The sequence below is a fragment of the Chlamydia suis genome (assembly GCF_900169085.1).
Classification (GTDB): domain Bacteria; phylum Chlamydiota; class Chlamydiia; order Chlamydiales; family Chlamydiaceae; genus Chlamydia; species Chlamydia suis.
Genome location: NZ_LT821323.1, coordinates 79331 through 96261 on the forward strand (window position 1 = coordinate 79331; position 16931 = coordinate 96261).

Sequence of the window (16931 nt, forward strand, 5' to 3'; positions counted from 1 at the left end):
TAAATCCATATTTGTTAAAAATACCCTTGCGATGGGCGGTTGCTGTTTTTAAAAGAAACGATCCTCGTAATAAAGTAATGAATACTTCGAAGAAGATAGTAGACTAGTATTATAACAGCGTAGTGATGGGCCAGGTCCGATACCAGTGGCTGTATTAGAAGGCAAGTTTTTAGCGTTTTTAAAGAAAAATAACGAGAAACTTTTAGAGAGATTTCCCGTGTTAATTATCTGGGGGCTATATGTCTTTTTTTTCTGTTAGAACCTGTAAGCATATTATTGGGGGGCTCTTGTGTTTGGTGGGGTGTTTGATAGTAAATGGTTGTTCTTCTGATAAGGGACGGCAACCTATCGATACAAGAATCCATGTCTTGTCTATGAATCGCATGATCTATGACTGTGTTTCGCGTATAACGGGGGATCGAGTTAAGAATATCGTGTTGATCGATGGATCAATAGATCCGCACTCTTATGAGATGGTCAAAGGTGATGAAGATCAAATGGTGATGAGTCAGTTGATTTTCTGTAATGGTTTAGGATTGGAGCATTCAGCCAGTTTGCGGAAACATTTAGAGGGAAATCCCAAAGTCGTAGACTTAGGATCTAGATTGCTGGATAAAAAAGTTTTCGATCTCCTTAAAGAAGATGGTTTCCCTGATCCACACATCTGGACAGATATGAGGGTATGGAGTGCTGCCGTGAGAGAAATAGGAACGGTGTTAGTGCAGCAGTTTCCTCAATATGCAGAAGAATTTCAAAAAAACGCCGATCAGCTGCTTTTGGAAATGGAAGAGCTGGATCGTTGGGCAGAGCGTTCTCTTGCTACCATTCCGGAGAAGAATCGTTTCTTAGTCACTGGGCACAATGCGTTTAGCTATTTCACTCGTCGCTACCTATCTTCTGACGATGAGAGAGAGTCCGGAGATTGGAAATTACGTTGTATCTCTCCAGAAGGCTTGGCCCCCGAAGCGCAGATTAGTATCCGAGATATTATGCGAGTGGTGGAATACATCTGTGCAAATGATGTGGGAGTTGTTTTTTTTGAGGATACTTTAAATCAGGATGCGTTGAGAAAGATTGTTAGCTGCTCAAAAAGTGGTCAGAAGATTCGTTTGGCAAAAGCTCCTTTGTACAGCGACAATGTTAAAGACAATTATTTTCATACCTTCCAGCATAATGTCCGTACCATTACGGAAGAGTTAGGAGGGACTATTCTTGAATAAGGATAATACGATTGCTTGGGCTATAGAGGACCTTTGTGTTAACTATGATCACACAGATGTTTTGTGTCATGTTTCCTTTTCTTTGCCTGCCGGGGCTATGGCGGCGGTTATTGGGCCGAATGGAGCTGGAAAAAGTACTTTACTAAAGGCTTCTTTAGGCTTGATCCGGGCTTCCTCTGGCCAAAGTTTGTTTTTTGGGCAAAAGTTCGCTAAGGTGCATCAAAAAATCGCCTATATGCCTCAGAGAGCTAGTGTGGATTGGGATTTTCCAATGACGGTTCTTGATCTTGTGTTGATGGGATGTTACGGCTATAAGGGTATGTGGAACCGTATTTCTGCAGAAGATCGACGAGAAGCTATGAATATCTTGGAACAGGTTGGGTTAGAAGCTTTCGCCAATCGGCAGATTGGGAAGCTTTCTGGAGGGCAACAGCAAAGAGCTTTTTTGGCTCGCTCATTAATGCAAAAAGCCGATTTGTACCTAATGGATGAGCTGTTTTCTGCTATCGATATGGCGTCCTACCAAATGGTAGTTGATGTTTTACAGGATCTTAAAAAAGAAGGGAAAACGGTTGTTGTCATTCATCATGACTTGAGTAATGTTCGGAAACTTTTTGATCATGTGATTTTATTAAATAAACATCTGGTGTGCTCTGGAAGTGTAGAGAAGTGCTTAACTAAGGAATCTATTTTTCAGGCTTATGGGTGTGAACTTGAGCTCTTAGATTACACGCTCAAACTGTCTAGAGGAAAGTATCAAGGATCTTGTTAAATGCTTAATTGTATATTCAAAGATACAATCTTTCTTTCTAGTTTTTTAGCGGTGTCGCTAATTTGCATGACGACAGCTTTGTGGGGGACGATTCTTTTGGTAGAAAGACGACCCTTGTTAAGCGAAAGTCTTTCGCATGCTTGCTATCCCGGTCTTTTGATAGGAGCGCTTGTTTCCCACAAAGTATCTTGGTTCGCAGATTCTTTGTGGGTTGTTATCTTTTTTGGTTGTTTGGCTGCTATTCTGGGATGTTTGGGGATTTCTTTTTTAGAAAAAAGACTCAGTATGCACAAAGATTCTGCTTTGTGTTTTATTTTGGTTTCTTTCTTTGGAATAGGGGTCATTCTTGTTAGTTATGTTAAAGATTGCTGCCCTCTTTTGTACAATAAGATCAACGCTTACCTATATGGACAAGCTGCTACTTTAGGTTATGCCGAAGCTAGGTTGGCGTTGGTCATTTTTTGTTTGTCGGCGGTAGTGCTGTGGTGGTGGTATCGTCAAATTGCTGTAGCTATTTTTGACAGAGAATTTGCTTATTCTTGTGGATTAAGAACGCGTACAGCTGAGACTGTTGTCCTTATATTCCTTTCATTGGTTGTCGTGAGTGGTGTGCGTTCTGTGGGAATTTTGCTCATTTCAGCAATGTTTGTTGCGCCTCCTTTGTCTGCCAGACAGCTTTCGGATAAATTAAGCACCTTACTCATTTTATCCAGTATTTTTGGAGGAATTTGTGGAGCTTTGGGCTGCTATTTTTCTGTTGCGTTTACCTGTCAATCTGTTGTTGAAGGAAAGGCTACAGCAATTATTCTTCCAACTGGGCCATTGGTTGTTTTTTTTGCAGGCCTACTTGTTTTCTTGTGTTTAATTTTTTCTTGGAAAACCGGTTGGGTGACGCGATATATTCGAAGAAAATGGTTTCTATTTTCTCGAGATGAGGAACATTTATTGAAAATTTTGTGGTATTTGCAAGAACAGAACATTTTCCGCGTAGGTATGCGAGATTTTGTTCGTTCTAAGAGGTATCAGGAGTATTTTGGATCTAAAGCATTCCCGGGATTTAGAATGTTTTGGTTGTGTAAGAAAGGGTTAGTGTCTTGTTCGGAGCATCAATGGGCTTTGACGGATAAAGGTGCAGCCAAGGCTGCTAAGTTGGTTCGTGCTCATCGATTATGGGAGTCATATTTGGTCCGTGAGTTAGATTTCAACAAAAATAAAGTACATAATTTTGCTGAAGAAATGGAACATGTTCTAACCGATGAATTAGACACTAAGCTCTCTCAAATACTTCAAGATCCCGATTACGATCCGCATCATCGAGAGATTCCAAAACGAAAAGGAAAGTAGGATGGTTGCCAGTATCTCTCCGTACTATGGGGTATCGTTTTTAGAATTTTTTATTGTCTTTTTTTCACGTCTTTTCTCAGGAAAACTATTTTATGATCATCTGTATATCGACGATATTCAGGTGGTTGTGTTCTTTGCGATGGCAGTATCTTGTTCTATAGTTGGGACCTTTTTAGTACTAAAAAAAATGGCTATGTATGCCAATGTGGTCTCCCACACTATATTATTTGGGTTAGTATGTGCCTGTCTATTCACTCGTCAGCTTACCCATTTATCTATGGAGACTTTGACAATAGCTGCGGTTTCGACAACTTTGTTAACCGGAGCCTCCATTCATTTTATTCGAAATGTCTTTAGGGTAGCAGAAGAGGCTAGTACTGCTTTGGTATTTTCTCTTTTGTTTTCAGCAAGCTTGTTACTTCTTGTTTTTTTGACAAGGAATGCTCATGTCGGGACGGAGTTAGTTATCGGAAATGCAGATGCATTAGCTAAAACAGATATTGTTCCAATATTTTTAGTGTTATTGATTAACCTGGGGATTTCTTACTGTTTCTTTTCGAGTTTTGTTTGTGTGTCTTTTGATACAGTGTTTGCTTTCTCTCTAGGCATTCGTGTTAGATTAATAGATTATTTGATTATGCTTTTGCTCTCAGCTTCTATTGTTGGGGCTTTTAAAGCTGTTGGCGTGCTTATGTCATTGGCTTTTTTATTGATTCCGGGATTGATTGCCAAGTTAATAGCTTCTTCTGTTCAGAAGATGATGATTTATTCTATGGTTTTCGGAGGGCTTTCAGCTTTGCTTTCTCCGGCTCTTTCCAGAGCAATTCTGTCTGCCTATGGAATTGGCTTATCCACTTCTGGATTAGCTGTAGGATTGTTGCTGATTTTTTACATTGTTATTCTTGCAGCTGTTTGCGTCAAAAAACGTAAATCATTTTATCAAAAAATGGATTCATAAAGATTTAAGAGGGTATTTTGAAGCGCTTGTCTTTGATTGGTTCAACAGGGAGTATAGGAAAGCAGGTTTTGCAGGTAGTGCGATCAATTCCCGATGCATTTGTTATTGAAACGCTTGCTGCATATGGACGCAATCGAGAAAGTTTGATCTCTCAGATTAAAGAGTTCATGCCTCGAATGGTTGCTGTTCGTGATGAGACCACCTACAGAGAACTTCGCAAGGCTTTCCCAAAAGTTGAAATCCTTCTAGGAGAAGAAGGCTTAGTTTCTGTGGCTACTGCGCCTTCTGTAGATATGACGATTGTCGCTTCTTCTGGCATAGATGCTTTACCTGCTGTGATTGCGGCTATCCGAGAGAAAAAGCAACTGGCTTTAGCCAATAAAGAATCTTTAGTAGCTGCAGGAGAACTGGTCACTCGTTTAGCTAAAGAACATCATGTAGATATTCTACCTATAGATAGTGAACATAATGCCCTTTTCCAATGTTTAGAGGGGAGAGAGCCTTCTACAATTAAAAAATTGCTTTTAACAGCGTCAGGAGGACCATTAAGAGATAAGTCGAAAGAAGAGTTGCAACGAGTTACTTTACAAGAGGTTTTGCAACATCCTGTTTGGAATATGGGCCCAAAGATTACGGTAGATTCTTCGACCTTAGTAAATAAGGGATTAGAGATCATTGAAGCTTTTTGGTTATTCGGATTACAGGATGTAGAGATTGATGCTGTCATACATCCCCAAAGCCTTATTCATGGAATGGTAGAGTTTTGCGATGGAACGATCCTTTCTGTAATGAATCCTCCTAGCATGCTTTTCCCCATACAACATGTCCTGACGTATCCGGATCGTTATCCTCCGGTAAGTTCGAAGTTAGATTGGCTGACACAGCAAACTTTAGAGTTTCTGCCTATTGACGAAGAAAGATTTCCAAGTGTTCAGCTAGCAAAAAAAGTGCTTCATGAGGGAGGCTCTATGGGGTGCTTTTTTAATGGAGCTAACGAGGCTTTAGTTCAACGGTTTTTATCTGGAGAGATTGCTTGGCATCAAATTGTTCCTAAATTACAAGATCTTGTGGATGGCCATCGAGTGCAATCTTGTTTATCTTTAGAGGATATTTTGCAGATAGACTCAGAAGCCAGAGCGCTTGCTCGAGAGTGTTAACTGTTTCTATGTGCGTTAGATGGTCTTTTTTTCGATAGTGGTGCGGAAAAAAACGATTCGTGTAGTATAGGGGCGGCTCCTTATTGTGCTAAGCGTTTTGTAGTATCTTAGGCTTCCTTATAGAGGCCTGTATAGCAGCTGTTTTAAGCGAGGGTTAAAGCCAGTTTAGAACGTTGATCATCCAGGTATAGAGTATGACGATAATATATTTTGTTCTTGCAGCCCTGGCCCTAGGTTTTTTGATTTTAATTCATGAACTTGGCCATTTGTTGGCAGCGAAAGCTGTAGGAATGACTGTAGAAAGTTTTAGTATAGGGTTTGGGCCAGCGCTTGTTCGAAGAACAAAAGGGGGCATTGAATATCGGATAGGGGCTATTCCTTTTGGAGGATATGTTCGGATCAAAGGTATGGACCGGCATGATAAAGAATGCTCTATTGATAAGGAAAAGACGGTTTACGATATCCCTGGAGGTTTTTTTAGTAAGTCTGCTTGGAAACGCATCTTCGTTTTAGCAGCAGGGCCTCTAGCCAATATACTGGTGGCTCTTTTTGCTTTTGGGGTCTTGTATTTTGCGGGAGGGAGAACAAAATCTTTTTCTGAACACACGAGTGTTGTCGGGTGGGTTCATCCTTCTTTAGAGAAAAAAGGACTGAGCGCAGGAGATCGCATCTTTTTCTGCAATGGGCAAGTCTATTCTGGGAATAAAATGGCGTTCTCTTCTGCTTTGCTTGATAGAAAACTTCTGTTACAGGGAGAGCATCCAGCCTACTTCTCCGACGCAAAAGCTTTTTCGTTGGATGTGCCGTTTGATCCTACCATCGAGGGAGTCCCTTGCTTAGGGGCCAGCTACCTACTGTATCGGGGATCTGAGCCTTTGCCGGAAAAATCTCCTCTGATAGACGCAGGGTTGTCTGAGGGGGATCGTTTAGTATGGATGGATGGGGCCTTAGTATTTTCTGGTGCACAGGTCTCTCAAATGCTCAACGAAAAGAAAGCTTTTTTGCGAGTTGAGCGTCAAGGTGGTGAGGTTGTATTTATTCGTCAAGCTAGGGTCTTAGCTGGAGATCTGCAACTGACTTCTTACTTTAAGAATGAGCTCATTGATTGCCAGTATGAAGCTGGATTGAAAGGGAAGTGGGCTTCGCTATATATGTTGCCATATGTCATTAATAGCGAAGGGTTTGTTGAAAGTAAAATAAACCTTCTAAGCACTGACCGGGGATCTCTGGATTACCAGCTAGAATTAGGAGATAAAATTGTTGCTGTGGATGGCATCCCTGTTATGAGCAATGCAGATATTTTACGCCTTGTTCAAGACCATAGGGTTTCCTTAATCTTTCAAAAAATGTCTTCAGAACAGCTCGCGATTTTAAATCAGAAAGATGCAGACAAAGCGTTCATTGACTCTTATGATATGGACGATCTTTTGCGTATCGCAGAGTCTGTTGGAGAAGAGCGAGAGGTTTCTCGCCTAGGGGCGTATCGTTTGGTATCTCGAATACAGCCTAGACCTTGGGTACATATTTATTCTGAAGAATTATTGGATCAACAGCGAGCCCTTGCTTCTAAATTTCGGGATGAGCATGAAAGACGCTATTATCTCGAAAGAATAGAAGCTGAAAAGCAGCGCATTTCTTTAGGAATTCCTCTTAAAGATTTGGCGGTTCAGTATAATCCTGCTCCTTTAACCCTGATGGGGGAATCTGTCGCTGATAGCTTAAAAACGGTAAAGGCCTTAGGAATGGGGAGATTGAGTCCTCAGTGGCTATCAGGTCCTGTGGGAATTGTGCGTATTTTGCACACAGGATGGTCTATGGGAGTCCCTGAAGCTTTATCTTGGATTGGGTTAATTAGCATAAATTTAGCTGTATTGAATCTACTCCCTATACCAGTCTTAGACGGGGGGTATATCCTTTTATGTCTTTGGGAAATTCTTTCCAGACGTAGGCTGAATATGCGACTCATTGAAAAAGGATTAATCCCGTTTATGATTCTGCTGATTCTATTTTTTGTATTCCTGACTTTCCAAGACCTTTCCAGGGTTTTCATTAGCTGAGGTTCTGCTTTTAGGGAATCCATAAAGGCTATAGGGGTGGGCTCCGAAACAGTGAATGATGTAAATGTCTTTGCTTTTTTCTTTGTTTGCTGTTGGTTTAGGGGCCTGTTTCATGCTAACCTCTATTTCTTCGGGGACTTGGTTAAGCACATGACTTCGGCTGCCGTTGCGCAGAAACTCCCTCATTAGGAAAAGAGAAGTCTTATTGGTAATGATGTAGGTGTGGTTCGCATCAATAATGTAATTTTGGTGTGGTGTGTCCAGTCTTGTTTCTGTTACACAAACCTTCCCATCATTATCTTCTTCCAGTTGGAATGGAAGAAATTTGCTTTTTTTATTTCCGCTTAATACTAAGACATCAACGGTAGAGGGCATTTTTGCCACGTTCAACATATGCTCCGGGCTATAGGTTAGGAGCTGCATCCCAAGCTTTCCTCCGAAAACGAATTGTACTAGAGAGCTTCGACTATAGCGTCTTGCTAATGTCGATCCGGCATTAGGGGGCGCCATGAGGATAGCTTTACCTCTTTTCGCTTCTTCAGGACAGTCTGGGTGTGCTAATGCTACGCGAACAATAACTCCTCCCACAGAGTGGGTGACGAAATTAATGGGTACGCCAGGCTTCAGCTCTGCAATTTTATTGAGCAAGCGGATAAGATGCTCCGCATGTTTTTCTAAAGTAAATTTTCGCGTTTCGTAGTTCCAAATGAAAACATCATAATTTTCTTTTTCCAGAACTCGACCGATAGGTTTTAGCGAACTATAAGATCGTAGGAATGCGTGAACGCACACAACAGATTCTTTTTCTTCGCGTATCGAAGAGACCCCAGCAACCCCGGATGTTAAAGTTTGAATTACAGCAGGATCTGCTAGTAGGGGGGTTCCTATTAATAGAAAGAGTATGGTTAATAAAAAATTCTTCATTTCGCAACACCGATTAATACTATTTTAAATAAGTTTGTTTTATTAAAAACAGGTGTTTATTCGAGTTTGTTTTGTATGCGATATAAATAACTTTTTATTAATAAAATAAAACGAAAAACTTTGTTTTGTTTAAATAATAATGGCAGCAAAAAATTTATAAGGAATGGGGGGAGACAAGCGATACTCGCGCTTGTGCAACATGAAAAATGAAAGACTCGGCACTAAGAGACTCAGGGCAGGTTGTAGAGGTTGTAACTGTCTGTCCTAAAGAGGCCGAAAGCTGAAACAGTTGTTTTAACCGATCTTGATCAAGACAAGCATGAATGTCATCCATACACAAAAGCGGTCGAAGTAGAAATTCTTCCTGAAAATATATACATTCTGCAAATCGAAGAATGGCTAGAAGAGAATGCTTTTGCCCTTCGCTAGAAAACTTAGCCACAGGGAGATTATTGAGCTTAATGATCAATTCATCTCGATGAGGCCCTATTGTTGTATAGCCGAGCTCAAGGTCTTTAGCGTTAGCCGTTCGAAGCTGTTCGTAATAATTACCTGCAATAGCATTCAGTGTGGGAGAGTCTGTAGTGATAAGAGAACTTTCATAATGAAGAGATAAGGTTTCTTTTAATGTATTATCCCAAAGATTTTGAAAAATTCGATTCAGTTTTTTAGTGCACTCATAGCGTAAAAATGCCACAAGACTTCCATAAGCAATAAGAGGCGAGTTCCAAGCTGCAATAGTTTTGAGATTGTGTGTTTTAATAGAAGCGTTGCGCTGATCTAAAGCCTTATGATACAAAGAAATCTGCTCTGTATATTTTTCTGAGGCCTGGGCCAGTAAGAGATCCAGAAACCGACGTCGTTCTGCTGGAGGCCCTTCAATAATAGCCGTATCTTTTACAGAAAAAAGAATAACAGGAAATAACCCCACAAGCTCAGATAATTTGGTAATAGGGGCTCCGTCAAAAAGAATTTTTTTTCCATGCTTATCTACTTGAATAGAAAGCGTATGAAAAACTTGATTTTGAGAAAAAACAGCTTCTATAAAGAAGTGAGGCGCTCCAAAGCGTATAGCCTCGGTCAAACGGTTTGTTCGAAAAGAGCGCCCTAAAGATAAAATGTATAGCGCCTCAAGAAGATTTGTTTTTCCTTGAGCATTAAGACCGAAGATTGCATTCATCTCCGGTCCGAATTCTAGACGAAGCTCTGTATAATTTCTGAAATCTTTAAGAAATAAAGAGAAAACCCGCATTAATCGTCGTGCAATCTCATAGGCATAATGACGAACAGACTGCGCGTGGAGTCTGTAATAATTCCAGGATTATAAGAATCAGAGATTCCTAATTGAACAAGTTCATCACGGCTGTGTTTTAATATATCTAAAAAGAAGAAGGGATTGAAGGCAATTTCCAGAGTTTCTCCTGCGTAATTCACAGCCATACTTACTTTCCCTTCTCCAACTTTCGTACAGTTCGCTGTTAGAGTGAGTTCTCCTGGCGAGAAGCTAAATTTCACAGAATGAGAAGACTCGTTTGTGAAAAGGGCTACCTGTTTAAGAAGGGAGATCAGCTCTTCACGATGAAGGTCTAGGCGAACGCTGCTCTGAGTAGAAATAACAGGGGAAAAATCAGGAAATTCGCCGGAAAGAAGCTTGGTCACCAAAAGAGTATTCCCACATTCTACAGCAATTTTTGTTTGATCCAGGAAGATGGTGGCCTGGGAGTCTTCTGAAGCCATACGAATGATTTCTTCGACTGCTTTGATAGGAATAATGTAGTCTCCTGAAAAGCTAGGATCTAAAGAAATCTCTGTGTCGATTTTTGCTAAACGTTTTCCATCAGTTCCGACAACAGTCATCGTACCGTTGGAAATAGAAAGCAAAACCCCCGTGAGTACGTAGCGGCTCTCCTCTCGGGATACTGCAAAAGATGTTCTTTGAAACATGTCTTTTAATTGCTCAGAATCGAGGGTAAAGCGGAGAGCATTTTGCATGTCTGGCAGCATAGGAAAGTCTTCTTTCCCCATACTCAATAATCTGAAACAAGAGGAACCGGAGGTAATCGTTGCCATCTCTCCAGACTGGGCTGCTACTTCGATATTAGCCTCTGTTAATTCTCGAATCAGTTGAAAAAAACGTCGAGAGGGTATTGTTACCGATCCAGACTCATAAACCTTTGCTTTAACAACACATCGGGTGCTGACAGTTAGGTCTGTAGCAGTGAAGACCAATTCGTCGTTACAGCTTTCTATAAGTACGTGGGTCAATACGGGGATCGGAGTACTTTGTGGAACGACATTTTGAACTTTTTTAATCAGATTTCCTAATTCATTGCGGGAAATAACGAATTTCATGATTTTCCTGTAATCACGTAAGTCTTTTTGGAATGAATAACCGAGCTTCATGGCACGGAGGCAAACAAGTCGTCTCCTGGAGCAGGTCTCAGTAAAAAATGTCTTGACAAAAGACTGCTTAGGCAATAGCTCCTTGAAGGCGGAAATCCAAATGGTACTTGCAGTTTAGGATTATTATCAATGACAAAGGACGAATCCTTTGGGAAAGGGAAGAAGTACAACCGTTCTTTTAAGAAGAAAACCTTTTTGCTATACTAACTCTAGCTTTCAAGAGGTAAAACATGGGCGTTAAGGAAATCGTTTCGAATCGTAAAGCTTTTCACAATTATGAAGTGTTAGAGACGTTTGATGCAGGGATTGTTTTAACAGGAACAGAGATCAAATCTTTGCGGGACCATGGTGGAAATCTGAGCGATGCTTATGTAACGATCTCAAAAGGAGAAGCTTGGTTGTTACAGTCTAGTATAGCGCCTTATCGTTTTGGGAATATCTATAATCATGAAGAGCGTCGTAAGCGTAAGCTTCTCTTGCACAAGTATGAAATTCAAAAGTTAGATTCCCGAATTTCTCAGAAGGGACTAACGATAGTGCCTTTAAGCCTCTTCTTTTCTAAGGGGTTTATTAAGGTTCGTCTTGGTTGTTGCCGAGGGAAGAAAGCTCATGATAAGCGGCAGGCTATAATTGAGAGAGAGAAGAAGCGGGAATTGTCTGCTGCTATGAAGCATTCTTATCGGTAATATAGACGCAAAGCCCCTTCTTTTGTGCCCAGTCCAGGGCTTCTTTCTTAGAGGGAAAGGTCGTCAATGCGGTAGCCATGGCATCTGCGAAAGCACAACTTTCATCAATCACGGACACTGCTACGATAGGATATCGACTCTCTTCTAAAGGGGTGCCAGTTACGGGATCTAGGATGTGTGTATAGATTTTTTTATTCACACACCATTTCTGGTATTGGCTTCCACTTGTCGCGATGGCGTGATTATTAAGCTGAAGAATCTTAGGCGTTGCTGATGAAGCAACGGCCCAAAGTCTTCCGGAGGGGTGCTTCCCAGCGACCTTGATTTCTCCTCCCCATTCTACATAATAATTTTGACAAAATTGGGAGCAGACAAGTCCTAATAAATCCACTGTAAATCCTTTGACGGCTCCACAAAGATCTAATTGGACAAGTGGAGACAGTTTTTTTAACGTTTGCTGGGTTTTATCAAGAGAGAGTAGATGCCAGCCTGTGTTCTGCTTGTAAGATTGAAGGAGGTCTTGAGGAGGGAGTGTTTGGGATTTCAGGTGAAGCAACCATAAATTTTTTAAGGCTCCTAATGTGGGATCAAAACGTCCATCAGAAATGGTATGAAATCGGTCGATTTCACATAAAAAGGAAAAAAGCTCTGGAGATAAGGGGATAGGAGAGCTTGTGTCGGCTCGATTAATGCGCGAAATTTCAGAGCAAGGATTCCAATTATTGAATATCTGATCAATGTGGTTAAAAACGCGATCGATTTCTTTTTGAGCCTGTTTTACTTGGTGAGGGGAGAGCGTTCCTCCAAATACAATGCGGTAAGGGATAGTCATGCGGACTCCTTCAAAAGTTGTTTTTGAAGGAGGAGAGCAGGCCTGAATCAAGAACAGAGCACAGATTAGCACGTATGACGTGAAAAACTTTCCCATGTATTTCTCATTAGCAGGGCAACGGTCATTGGGCCAACCCCTCCGGGGACAGGAGTTATTGCCTGGCAAACTGGCGCAACATTATTAAAATCTACATCACCAGCAAGTGAATACCCTTTAGGATTAGCTGCGGGGATTCTTGACGTGCCCACATCGATCACAATGGTTTTTTCAGAGATCATTTCTCGGGTTACAAAAAGAGGTACACCAATGGCGGAAACAAGAATATCTGCAGTTCTCGTGATCTCTGAGATATGTTCGGACTGGCTATGAAGGACGGTTACACTAGCATTCGTATCGGCATGTTTTTGCATAAGTAAAGCTGCTAGAGGTTTTCCTACAATATTACTACGTCCTAAGATAACAACGTGTTTCCCGTAGAGAGAAATTTCATAATATTTGAGAAGCTCAACAATCCCTGCGGGAGTGCAAGGAACAAACCCATCTGTTTCTCCAAGAAGCAGTTTGCCTACGTTTGTAGGATGTAGGCCATCGACATCTTTATCGGGAGAAATGGAGGAAAGAATAGCTTGAGTATCCAAATGTTTAGGAAGAGGAAGTTGAACAAGGATACCATGGATATCTTCATCGCAGTTGAGCTGATGGATAAGTGCTAGAATATCCGAAAGGGTAGCATCTGAAGGTTTTCGGTAAGATCTAGATACCATTCCTAAATCTGTGGCGCGCTTCACTTTCATGCTTACGTAAATTTCTGAGGCAGGGTTGTTTCCTACCAAGACAACAGCAAGACCTGGAGCTCCCGAATGGGACTGAATCTGGTCTTTGATTGTTGCTAGAATACAGTTAGCAGCTGGAGCGCCCTTTAATAACATGCACAAATACAGAGTTAAGAGGTTTTATCCGTTGTTCGAGGAAGCTGAGAAGATCATCCTCCAGTCCAGTGTACAAAAGCAGATGAATTTTTAAAACTTATTAGAAGATAGAGAAAGAATTAGATCTGAGGAGTGAAAGACTTTTTTTGAGTCAGAAGACTGAGAAATGTGCCGTAGGGAAGGTCTACTAAGATTACATGTTGTAAATCAGCGAGAAAAGTCATTCCGTATAAGCAAAGAGGGCGATTGAAAAAAGCAAGCACAGGGTAGGACAGGAAATAGAAGGTAAGAGCAAACAGTGCGCTAATTAAAGGAAGAGAGATCCAACGCTCTTTTATAAAGAACTTTTGTGTTTTGTACAGGATAAGAGAGGTGCTTACATAAAGAAATGCTTGGATACCCATAAAGCAAGTGGATCCCATATCGCAGAGAAGACCAGAGAGCATTGCCCAAAGAAGAACGCGTTCTTTAGGATGAGAATAAAAAGTAGTGACGACCAAAGGAGCAAAATACACTGGCCGCCATTCAGGAAAATATCGGGGAAACAAGAGAAAACTGAGCAACGAAATGGAGAGTAGCGTTATACGCGAAAGATTCTCAGAGAAGATTTTGAATAGAGATGGGAGGAGGTTTTTGGGTAGAGGAATGAGAGCCTCAATAGTTAGATGTTTGCATCTGGAATATAAAAGATAGAGCGATTTACGGCAATAGAGGGGGAGGAAAAGATAAAAGGGGTTTAATTAGAAGAGCGCGTTTTATAGTTTTTATAAAAAGCGATTCTAATTAAAATTAAAATATATTTTGAAATAAAACCATTCTGGTTTCTGCTCATGAAAAAAAGAGGTAGTCGTAAGCTGGCGCAAGTGATTGGGCGTAAGACCAGGAAATATTTCCCGGGCTCTATCGAGAATAGAACTCCAAAGGGGCCAAAACATTACTATAGCACGGACTTGGAAGAAAAAGAGACTCTTAGAAAGCGAGCGGAAGAGTTCGACGCTCTGGTCCACTCACTCTTAGATAAGCAAAATTCTCCAAATCCTGACCACATTTTGGTGTTCACTTATCAGAATGGGTTTGTAGAGACGGATGTACATAATTTTGGTAGGTATTCTGTAAAATTGTAATTAAGGGAAAAGAGCTAATAAAAAACTAGTCAGTGGGATTACTCACAATGGAAAGACGGAGGGCCTGGGTGTACATATAGGTCCCAAAGACCGCTTAGTCATAAAGATCTCCAAAATCTTTATAACTGAGCGGTTAGGCATGAGTGCCTGTTTAGGGCTACAGAGATGCGCTTTATTGCATCTACCCGCTTTTTCCTTCTCATCCATTTTTTTGGTTTTTTTCGCAAGGCATACTCGCCTTGCGTTTTTTTTTGTCTAAATGATTTTTAACGCGCGATAGTTTTGTTTTTATAATTAACTGTTTCAGTTTAAAATTATTGTTACCATTCACCGGCTTTTTATTTTTTAAGGAAATATTTATGTCTGTTTTTGGAAGTGGTAACGTATCTCCTGCAACACCGGATTTTGATCCTTCAATTTTGATGGGGAGACAGGCTGCATCTACTAATGCTGCTAAAGAAGCTTCTGGAGCATCCCAGGCCAAGGAGACTTCTGCTGCAGAACAGCAAGCCTTGATAAGCTCCGGGGCGGAGACGGATTATATTACGGATCTGCAGCAAGCCGAGGGTAAATACAAAAAAACTCTTGATAAAACTTCGAAATCTCCTAAAGCCAAGTTGAAAGGAAGTTTTTCTAAGGTGCGTGCTGGTACTAAAGGATTTCTAATAGGATTCGGGACACGCGCCTCGCGTATTTCTGCACGTAAGGCTGAAGCCAATGGGGAAGGGATGTCCATGATTCCCAGCCAAATGGAATACGTTAAGAAAAAAGGAAATCGAGTTTCTCCCGAGATGCAAAATTTTTATCTTGGGGCTTCAGGGTTATGGAGTACAACGTCTGGAGTTTCTTCCATAACAGAAAATCGTTTAGGATCCACTTCGCTATCTTCGATTTCCTCAGTAGCAACATTGCATGATCCCGTCTCTGTGGAGAAGCTATCGGCTAGCGAGATCACAACTCTAGCCTCTTTTAATCCTACTGTGCGCGCAGCTTCTTTAAATGAGCACACGATTAATGCTTGGACAGAAGCTCGATTAGGCGGTGAAATGGTTTCGACCCTTTTAGATCCTAATATTGAGACCTCTTCTCTTTTACGTAGAGCCCCCTCTGTAGGGAACGAAGGAATGGTGGATGTGTCCGACATGAGTAATCAGACGGCAAGTGCATCCATGGAAGGATTGGTGAACTCTGTGGTCCAGGATCCTACGTCTTTAGAAGGGGAGAAGCAGAAAGAGAAGCTCTCTTTAGAAGAGATGGCTGCTATGGCAAAGATGATGGCAGCGCTACTAAGTTCTGGTCAGGGAATGGCTTTTTTTGTTGCTTCTTCTACAGAAGGGTTAGGAGCTACACAATTTCCAGAACCTAAATTTTCAGGAACCATCCCGCACCATTTTGCTAAAAAGGAAAGGAAAGAGGATGTTTGGGAAGACGGTTCGCGGTTAGGAAGTATATCTTTCAATGCCCAGGAAAAAACCTCGGCAGTCTTTTTGCCAACAACAAGTTTACATGAAGAGGCTTCTTACAGGTTCCCATTAGGGGAAGCTCCCTGGGATGTTAACGAACTTCCTTTTGCAGTTCAACATAGTGCATCGTTTATAGAACAGGATGCTAATACGGAACAAGATCTGATTCAAGACAAAAGTACTGGGATGATTTCTGTTTCAGCAGAGGTGGTAGGCCAGGATACAATCAGTTCTGCTTATCAGTTTCCTTCTCATTTAGGAATGGCGGTATTAGCTCCTATCCCCATTTCTACAGAGGATTACCAGACCATTGTGGAGCATCGTAAAGGTCCTGGAGGTCCTCCCGATCCGTTAATCTATCAATACCGTAATGTGGCTGTTGATCCAGCGATTATTTTCACCGCACCCTCTCCTTTCAGTGTCTCTTCGCGTTTTTCTGTACAAGGAAAACCAGAAGTATTTGCTGCATATGATGATAGTCAAGAATCTGCAGAAGATAACAGAGGGGATGGGGAACAAGAGCAAGAGCAGGATAAAGCGAATAAAACAGAGGATGCTGGAGGTGATTCGTGAGAATTATCCCTTTTGATCCTTATGGATCGATGATCTTTCAAGGGATTGCCAAAGATCCTCAAGAACGCAAGTCTACGAGTATATCAGAAAAAATTGCAGAAGAGATCTCTCGTAATGAATCCTTGCGCATGGCTTTGTTAGCCATTGCGGAACAGGAAGATCGAGAAAAAAAACAACGTCATAGATTTAAAATTCTAACTAAAAAGCAAACTAAAGTTTTGTTGGGTCAACTACGGCATTTTCGGTTGGACTTTCAAAAACTTCAGATGGGAGGAACTATCGAGTGGTCTTGGGATGATGAAACGGAGCATTCGAAGTCTTTAGGATCACGGATTACAAAAAAAACTAAAAAATCCATTCGTATTGGCTCTGCTGCAGCACAAGCAATAGCTCATGCTGCAGAGGCCTGGGTGATTGCTCGCAATGAAGGAATCCTGGAAATGACTTTATCGCTATTTCCCAATAAAGAATGCGAGTAACCTTGCAGAT

At 41.2% G+C, this 16931-nt stretch carries 16 protein-coding genes; 10 read left to right on the top strand and 6 right to left on the bottom strand.

All coding sequences use genetic code 11. The annotated features are described in order from the left end of the window. The first annotated feature begins 239 nt into the window (after nucleotides 1-239). The 6 genes from B6E89_RS00360 to B6E89_RS00385 all read left to right on the top strand — a co-directional run bounded on the left by B6E89_RS00360 (nucleotide 240) and on the right by B6E89_RS00385 (nucleotide 7508). Complete coding sequence (locus B6E89_RS00360) at nucleotides 240-1220, top strand: metal ABC transporter solute-binding protein, Zn/Mn family (protein WP_080126503.1); 981 nt, start codon at nucleotides 240-242, stop codon at nucleotides 1218-1220. After that, nucleotides 1213-1992 (top strand): metal ABC transporter ATP-binding protein, encoded by a 780-nt coding sequence (locus B6E89_RS00365; protein WP_080122874.1) that lies wholly within the window; start codon nucleotides 1213-1215, stop codon nucleotides 1990-1992. The genes B6E89_RS00360 and B6E89_RS00365 overlap by 8 nt, the downstream gene beginning before the upstream one ends. Beyond that, nucleotides 1993-3336 (top strand): metal ABC transporter permease, encoded by a 1344-nt coding sequence (locus B6E89_RS00370; protein ID WP_080132820.1) that lies wholly within the window; start codon nucleotides 1993-1995, stop codon nucleotides 3334-3336. 1 nt (nucleotide 3337) lies between these two features. Further along, nucleotides 3338-4294, top strand: a complete 957-nt coding sequence (locus B6E89_RS00375; RefSeq protein WP_080124212.1) for a metal ABC transporter permease — start codon at nucleotides 3338-3340, stop codon at nucleotides 4292-4294. A 17-nt stretch (nucleotides 4295-4311) separates the two neighbouring features. After that, nucleotides 4312-5451, top strand: coding sequence for a 1-deoxy-D-xylulose-5-phosphate reductoisomerase (gene dxr / locus B6E89_RS00380; protein ID WP_080122876.1), 1140 nt, complete (start codon nucleotides 4312-4314; stop codon nucleotides 5449-5451). 194 nt (nucleotides 5452-5645) lie between these two features. Then, entirely contained in the window at nucleotides 5646-7508 is a 1863-nt protein-coding gene (locus B6E89_RS00385; protein WP_035405578.1) for an RIP metalloprotease, read from the top strand. On the opposite strand, the gene B6E89_RS00390 is transcribed toward B6E89_RS00385, so the two are convergent. The 3 genes from B6E89_RS00390 to dnaN form a co-directional block, all read right to left on the bottom strand. Beyond that, on the bottom strand, nucleotides 7455-8432 hold the full coding sequence (locus tag B6E89_RS00390; protein WP_080131987.1) for an esterase/lipase family protein: 978 nt from the start codon (nucleotides 8430-8432) through the stop codon (nucleotides 7455-7457). The genes B6E89_RS00385 and B6E89_RS00390 overlap by 54 nt on opposite strands. A gap of 154 nt (nucleotides 8433-8586) precedes the next feature. Next, nucleotides 8587-9684: a DNA replication/repair protein RecF gene (recF, locus tag B6E89_RS00395; RefSeq protein WP_080121120.1), complete on the bottom strand. Its 1098-nt coding sequence runs from the start codon at nucleotides 9682-9684 to the stop codon at nucleotides 8587-8589. After that, nucleotides 9684-10784 carry a DNA polymerase III subunit beta gene (dnaN, locus tag B6E89_RS00400; RefSeq protein ID WP_035405584.1) on the bottom strand — a complete coding sequence of 367 codons (1101 nt, stop codon included), beginning with the start codon at nucleotides 10782-10784 and terminating at the stop codon, nucleotides 9684-9686. The genes recF and dnaN overlap by 1 nt, the downstream gene beginning before the upstream one ends. 281 nt (nucleotides 10785-11065) lie before the next feature. On the opposite strand from dnaN, the gene smpB reads away from it, so the two are divergent. Further along, entirely contained in the window at nucleotides 11066-11521 is a 456-nt protein-coding gene (gene smpB, locus B6E89_RS00405; RefSeq protein ID WP_035405586.1) for an SsrA-binding protein SmpB, read from the top strand. On the opposite strand, the gene B6E89_RS00410 is transcribed toward smpB, so the two are convergent. The 3 genes from B6E89_RS00410 to mreD form a co-directional block, all read right to left on the bottom strand. Beyond that, the gene (locus B6E89_RS00410; protein ID WP_080131988.1) at nucleotides 11499-12449 is read right to left on the bottom strand and encodes an FAD:protein FMN transferase; all 951 of its coding nucleotides are present in this window, start codon (nucleotides 12447-12449) and stop codon (nucleotides 11499-11501) included. The two genes, smpB and B6E89_RS00410, sit on opposite strands and share 23 nt — an antisense overlap. Next, a complete protein-coding gene (folD, locus tag B6E89_RS00415) occupies nucleotides 12419-13282 on the bottom strand; it encodes a bifunctional methylenetetrahydrofolate dehydrogenase/methenyltetrahydrofolate cyclohydrolase FolD (RefSeq protein WP_080126508.1) in 864 nt (287 codons plus the stop codon). Before folD ends, B6E89_RS00410 begins: the two co-directional genes overlap by 31 nt. A 119-nt stretch (nucleotides 13283-13401) precedes the next feature. After that, nucleotides 13402-13845, bottom strand: coding sequence for a rod shape-determining protein MreD (mreD, locus tag B6E89_RS00420; protein ID WP_087877774.1), 444 nt, complete (start codon nucleotides 13843-13845; stop codon nucleotides 13402-13404). Between the two features lie 267 nt (nucleotides 13846-14112). Between mreD and ltuB the strand changes: the two genes are divergently transcribed. The 3 genes from ltuB (at nucleotide 14113) to B6E89_RS00440 (ending at nucleotide 16921) form a co-directional block, all read left to right on the top strand. Then, the gene (gene ltuB, locus B6E89_RS00425) at nucleotides 14113-14406 is read left to right on the top strand and encodes a late transcription unit protein LtuB (RefSeq protein ID WP_080132548.1); all 294 of its coding nucleotides are present in this window, start codon (nucleotides 14113-14115) and stop codon (nucleotides 14404-14406) included. 359 nt (nucleotides 14407-14765) lie between these two features. Next, complete coding sequence (locus B6E89_RS00435; RefSeq protein WP_080133249.1) at nucleotides 14766-16442, top strand: type III secretion system effector protein; 1677 nt, start codon at nucleotides 14766-14768, stop codon at nucleotides 16440-16442. Beyond that, nucleotides 16439-16921 carry a hypothetical protein gene (locus B6E89_RS00440; RefSeq protein ID WP_035405600.1) on the top strand — a complete coding sequence of 161 codons (483 nt, stop codon included), beginning with the start codon at nucleotides 16439-16441 and terminating at the stop codon, nucleotides 16919-16921. Before B6E89_RS00435 ends, B6E89_RS00440 begins: the two co-directional genes overlap by 4 nt. Nucleotides 16922-16931: the final 10 nt, after the last annotated feature.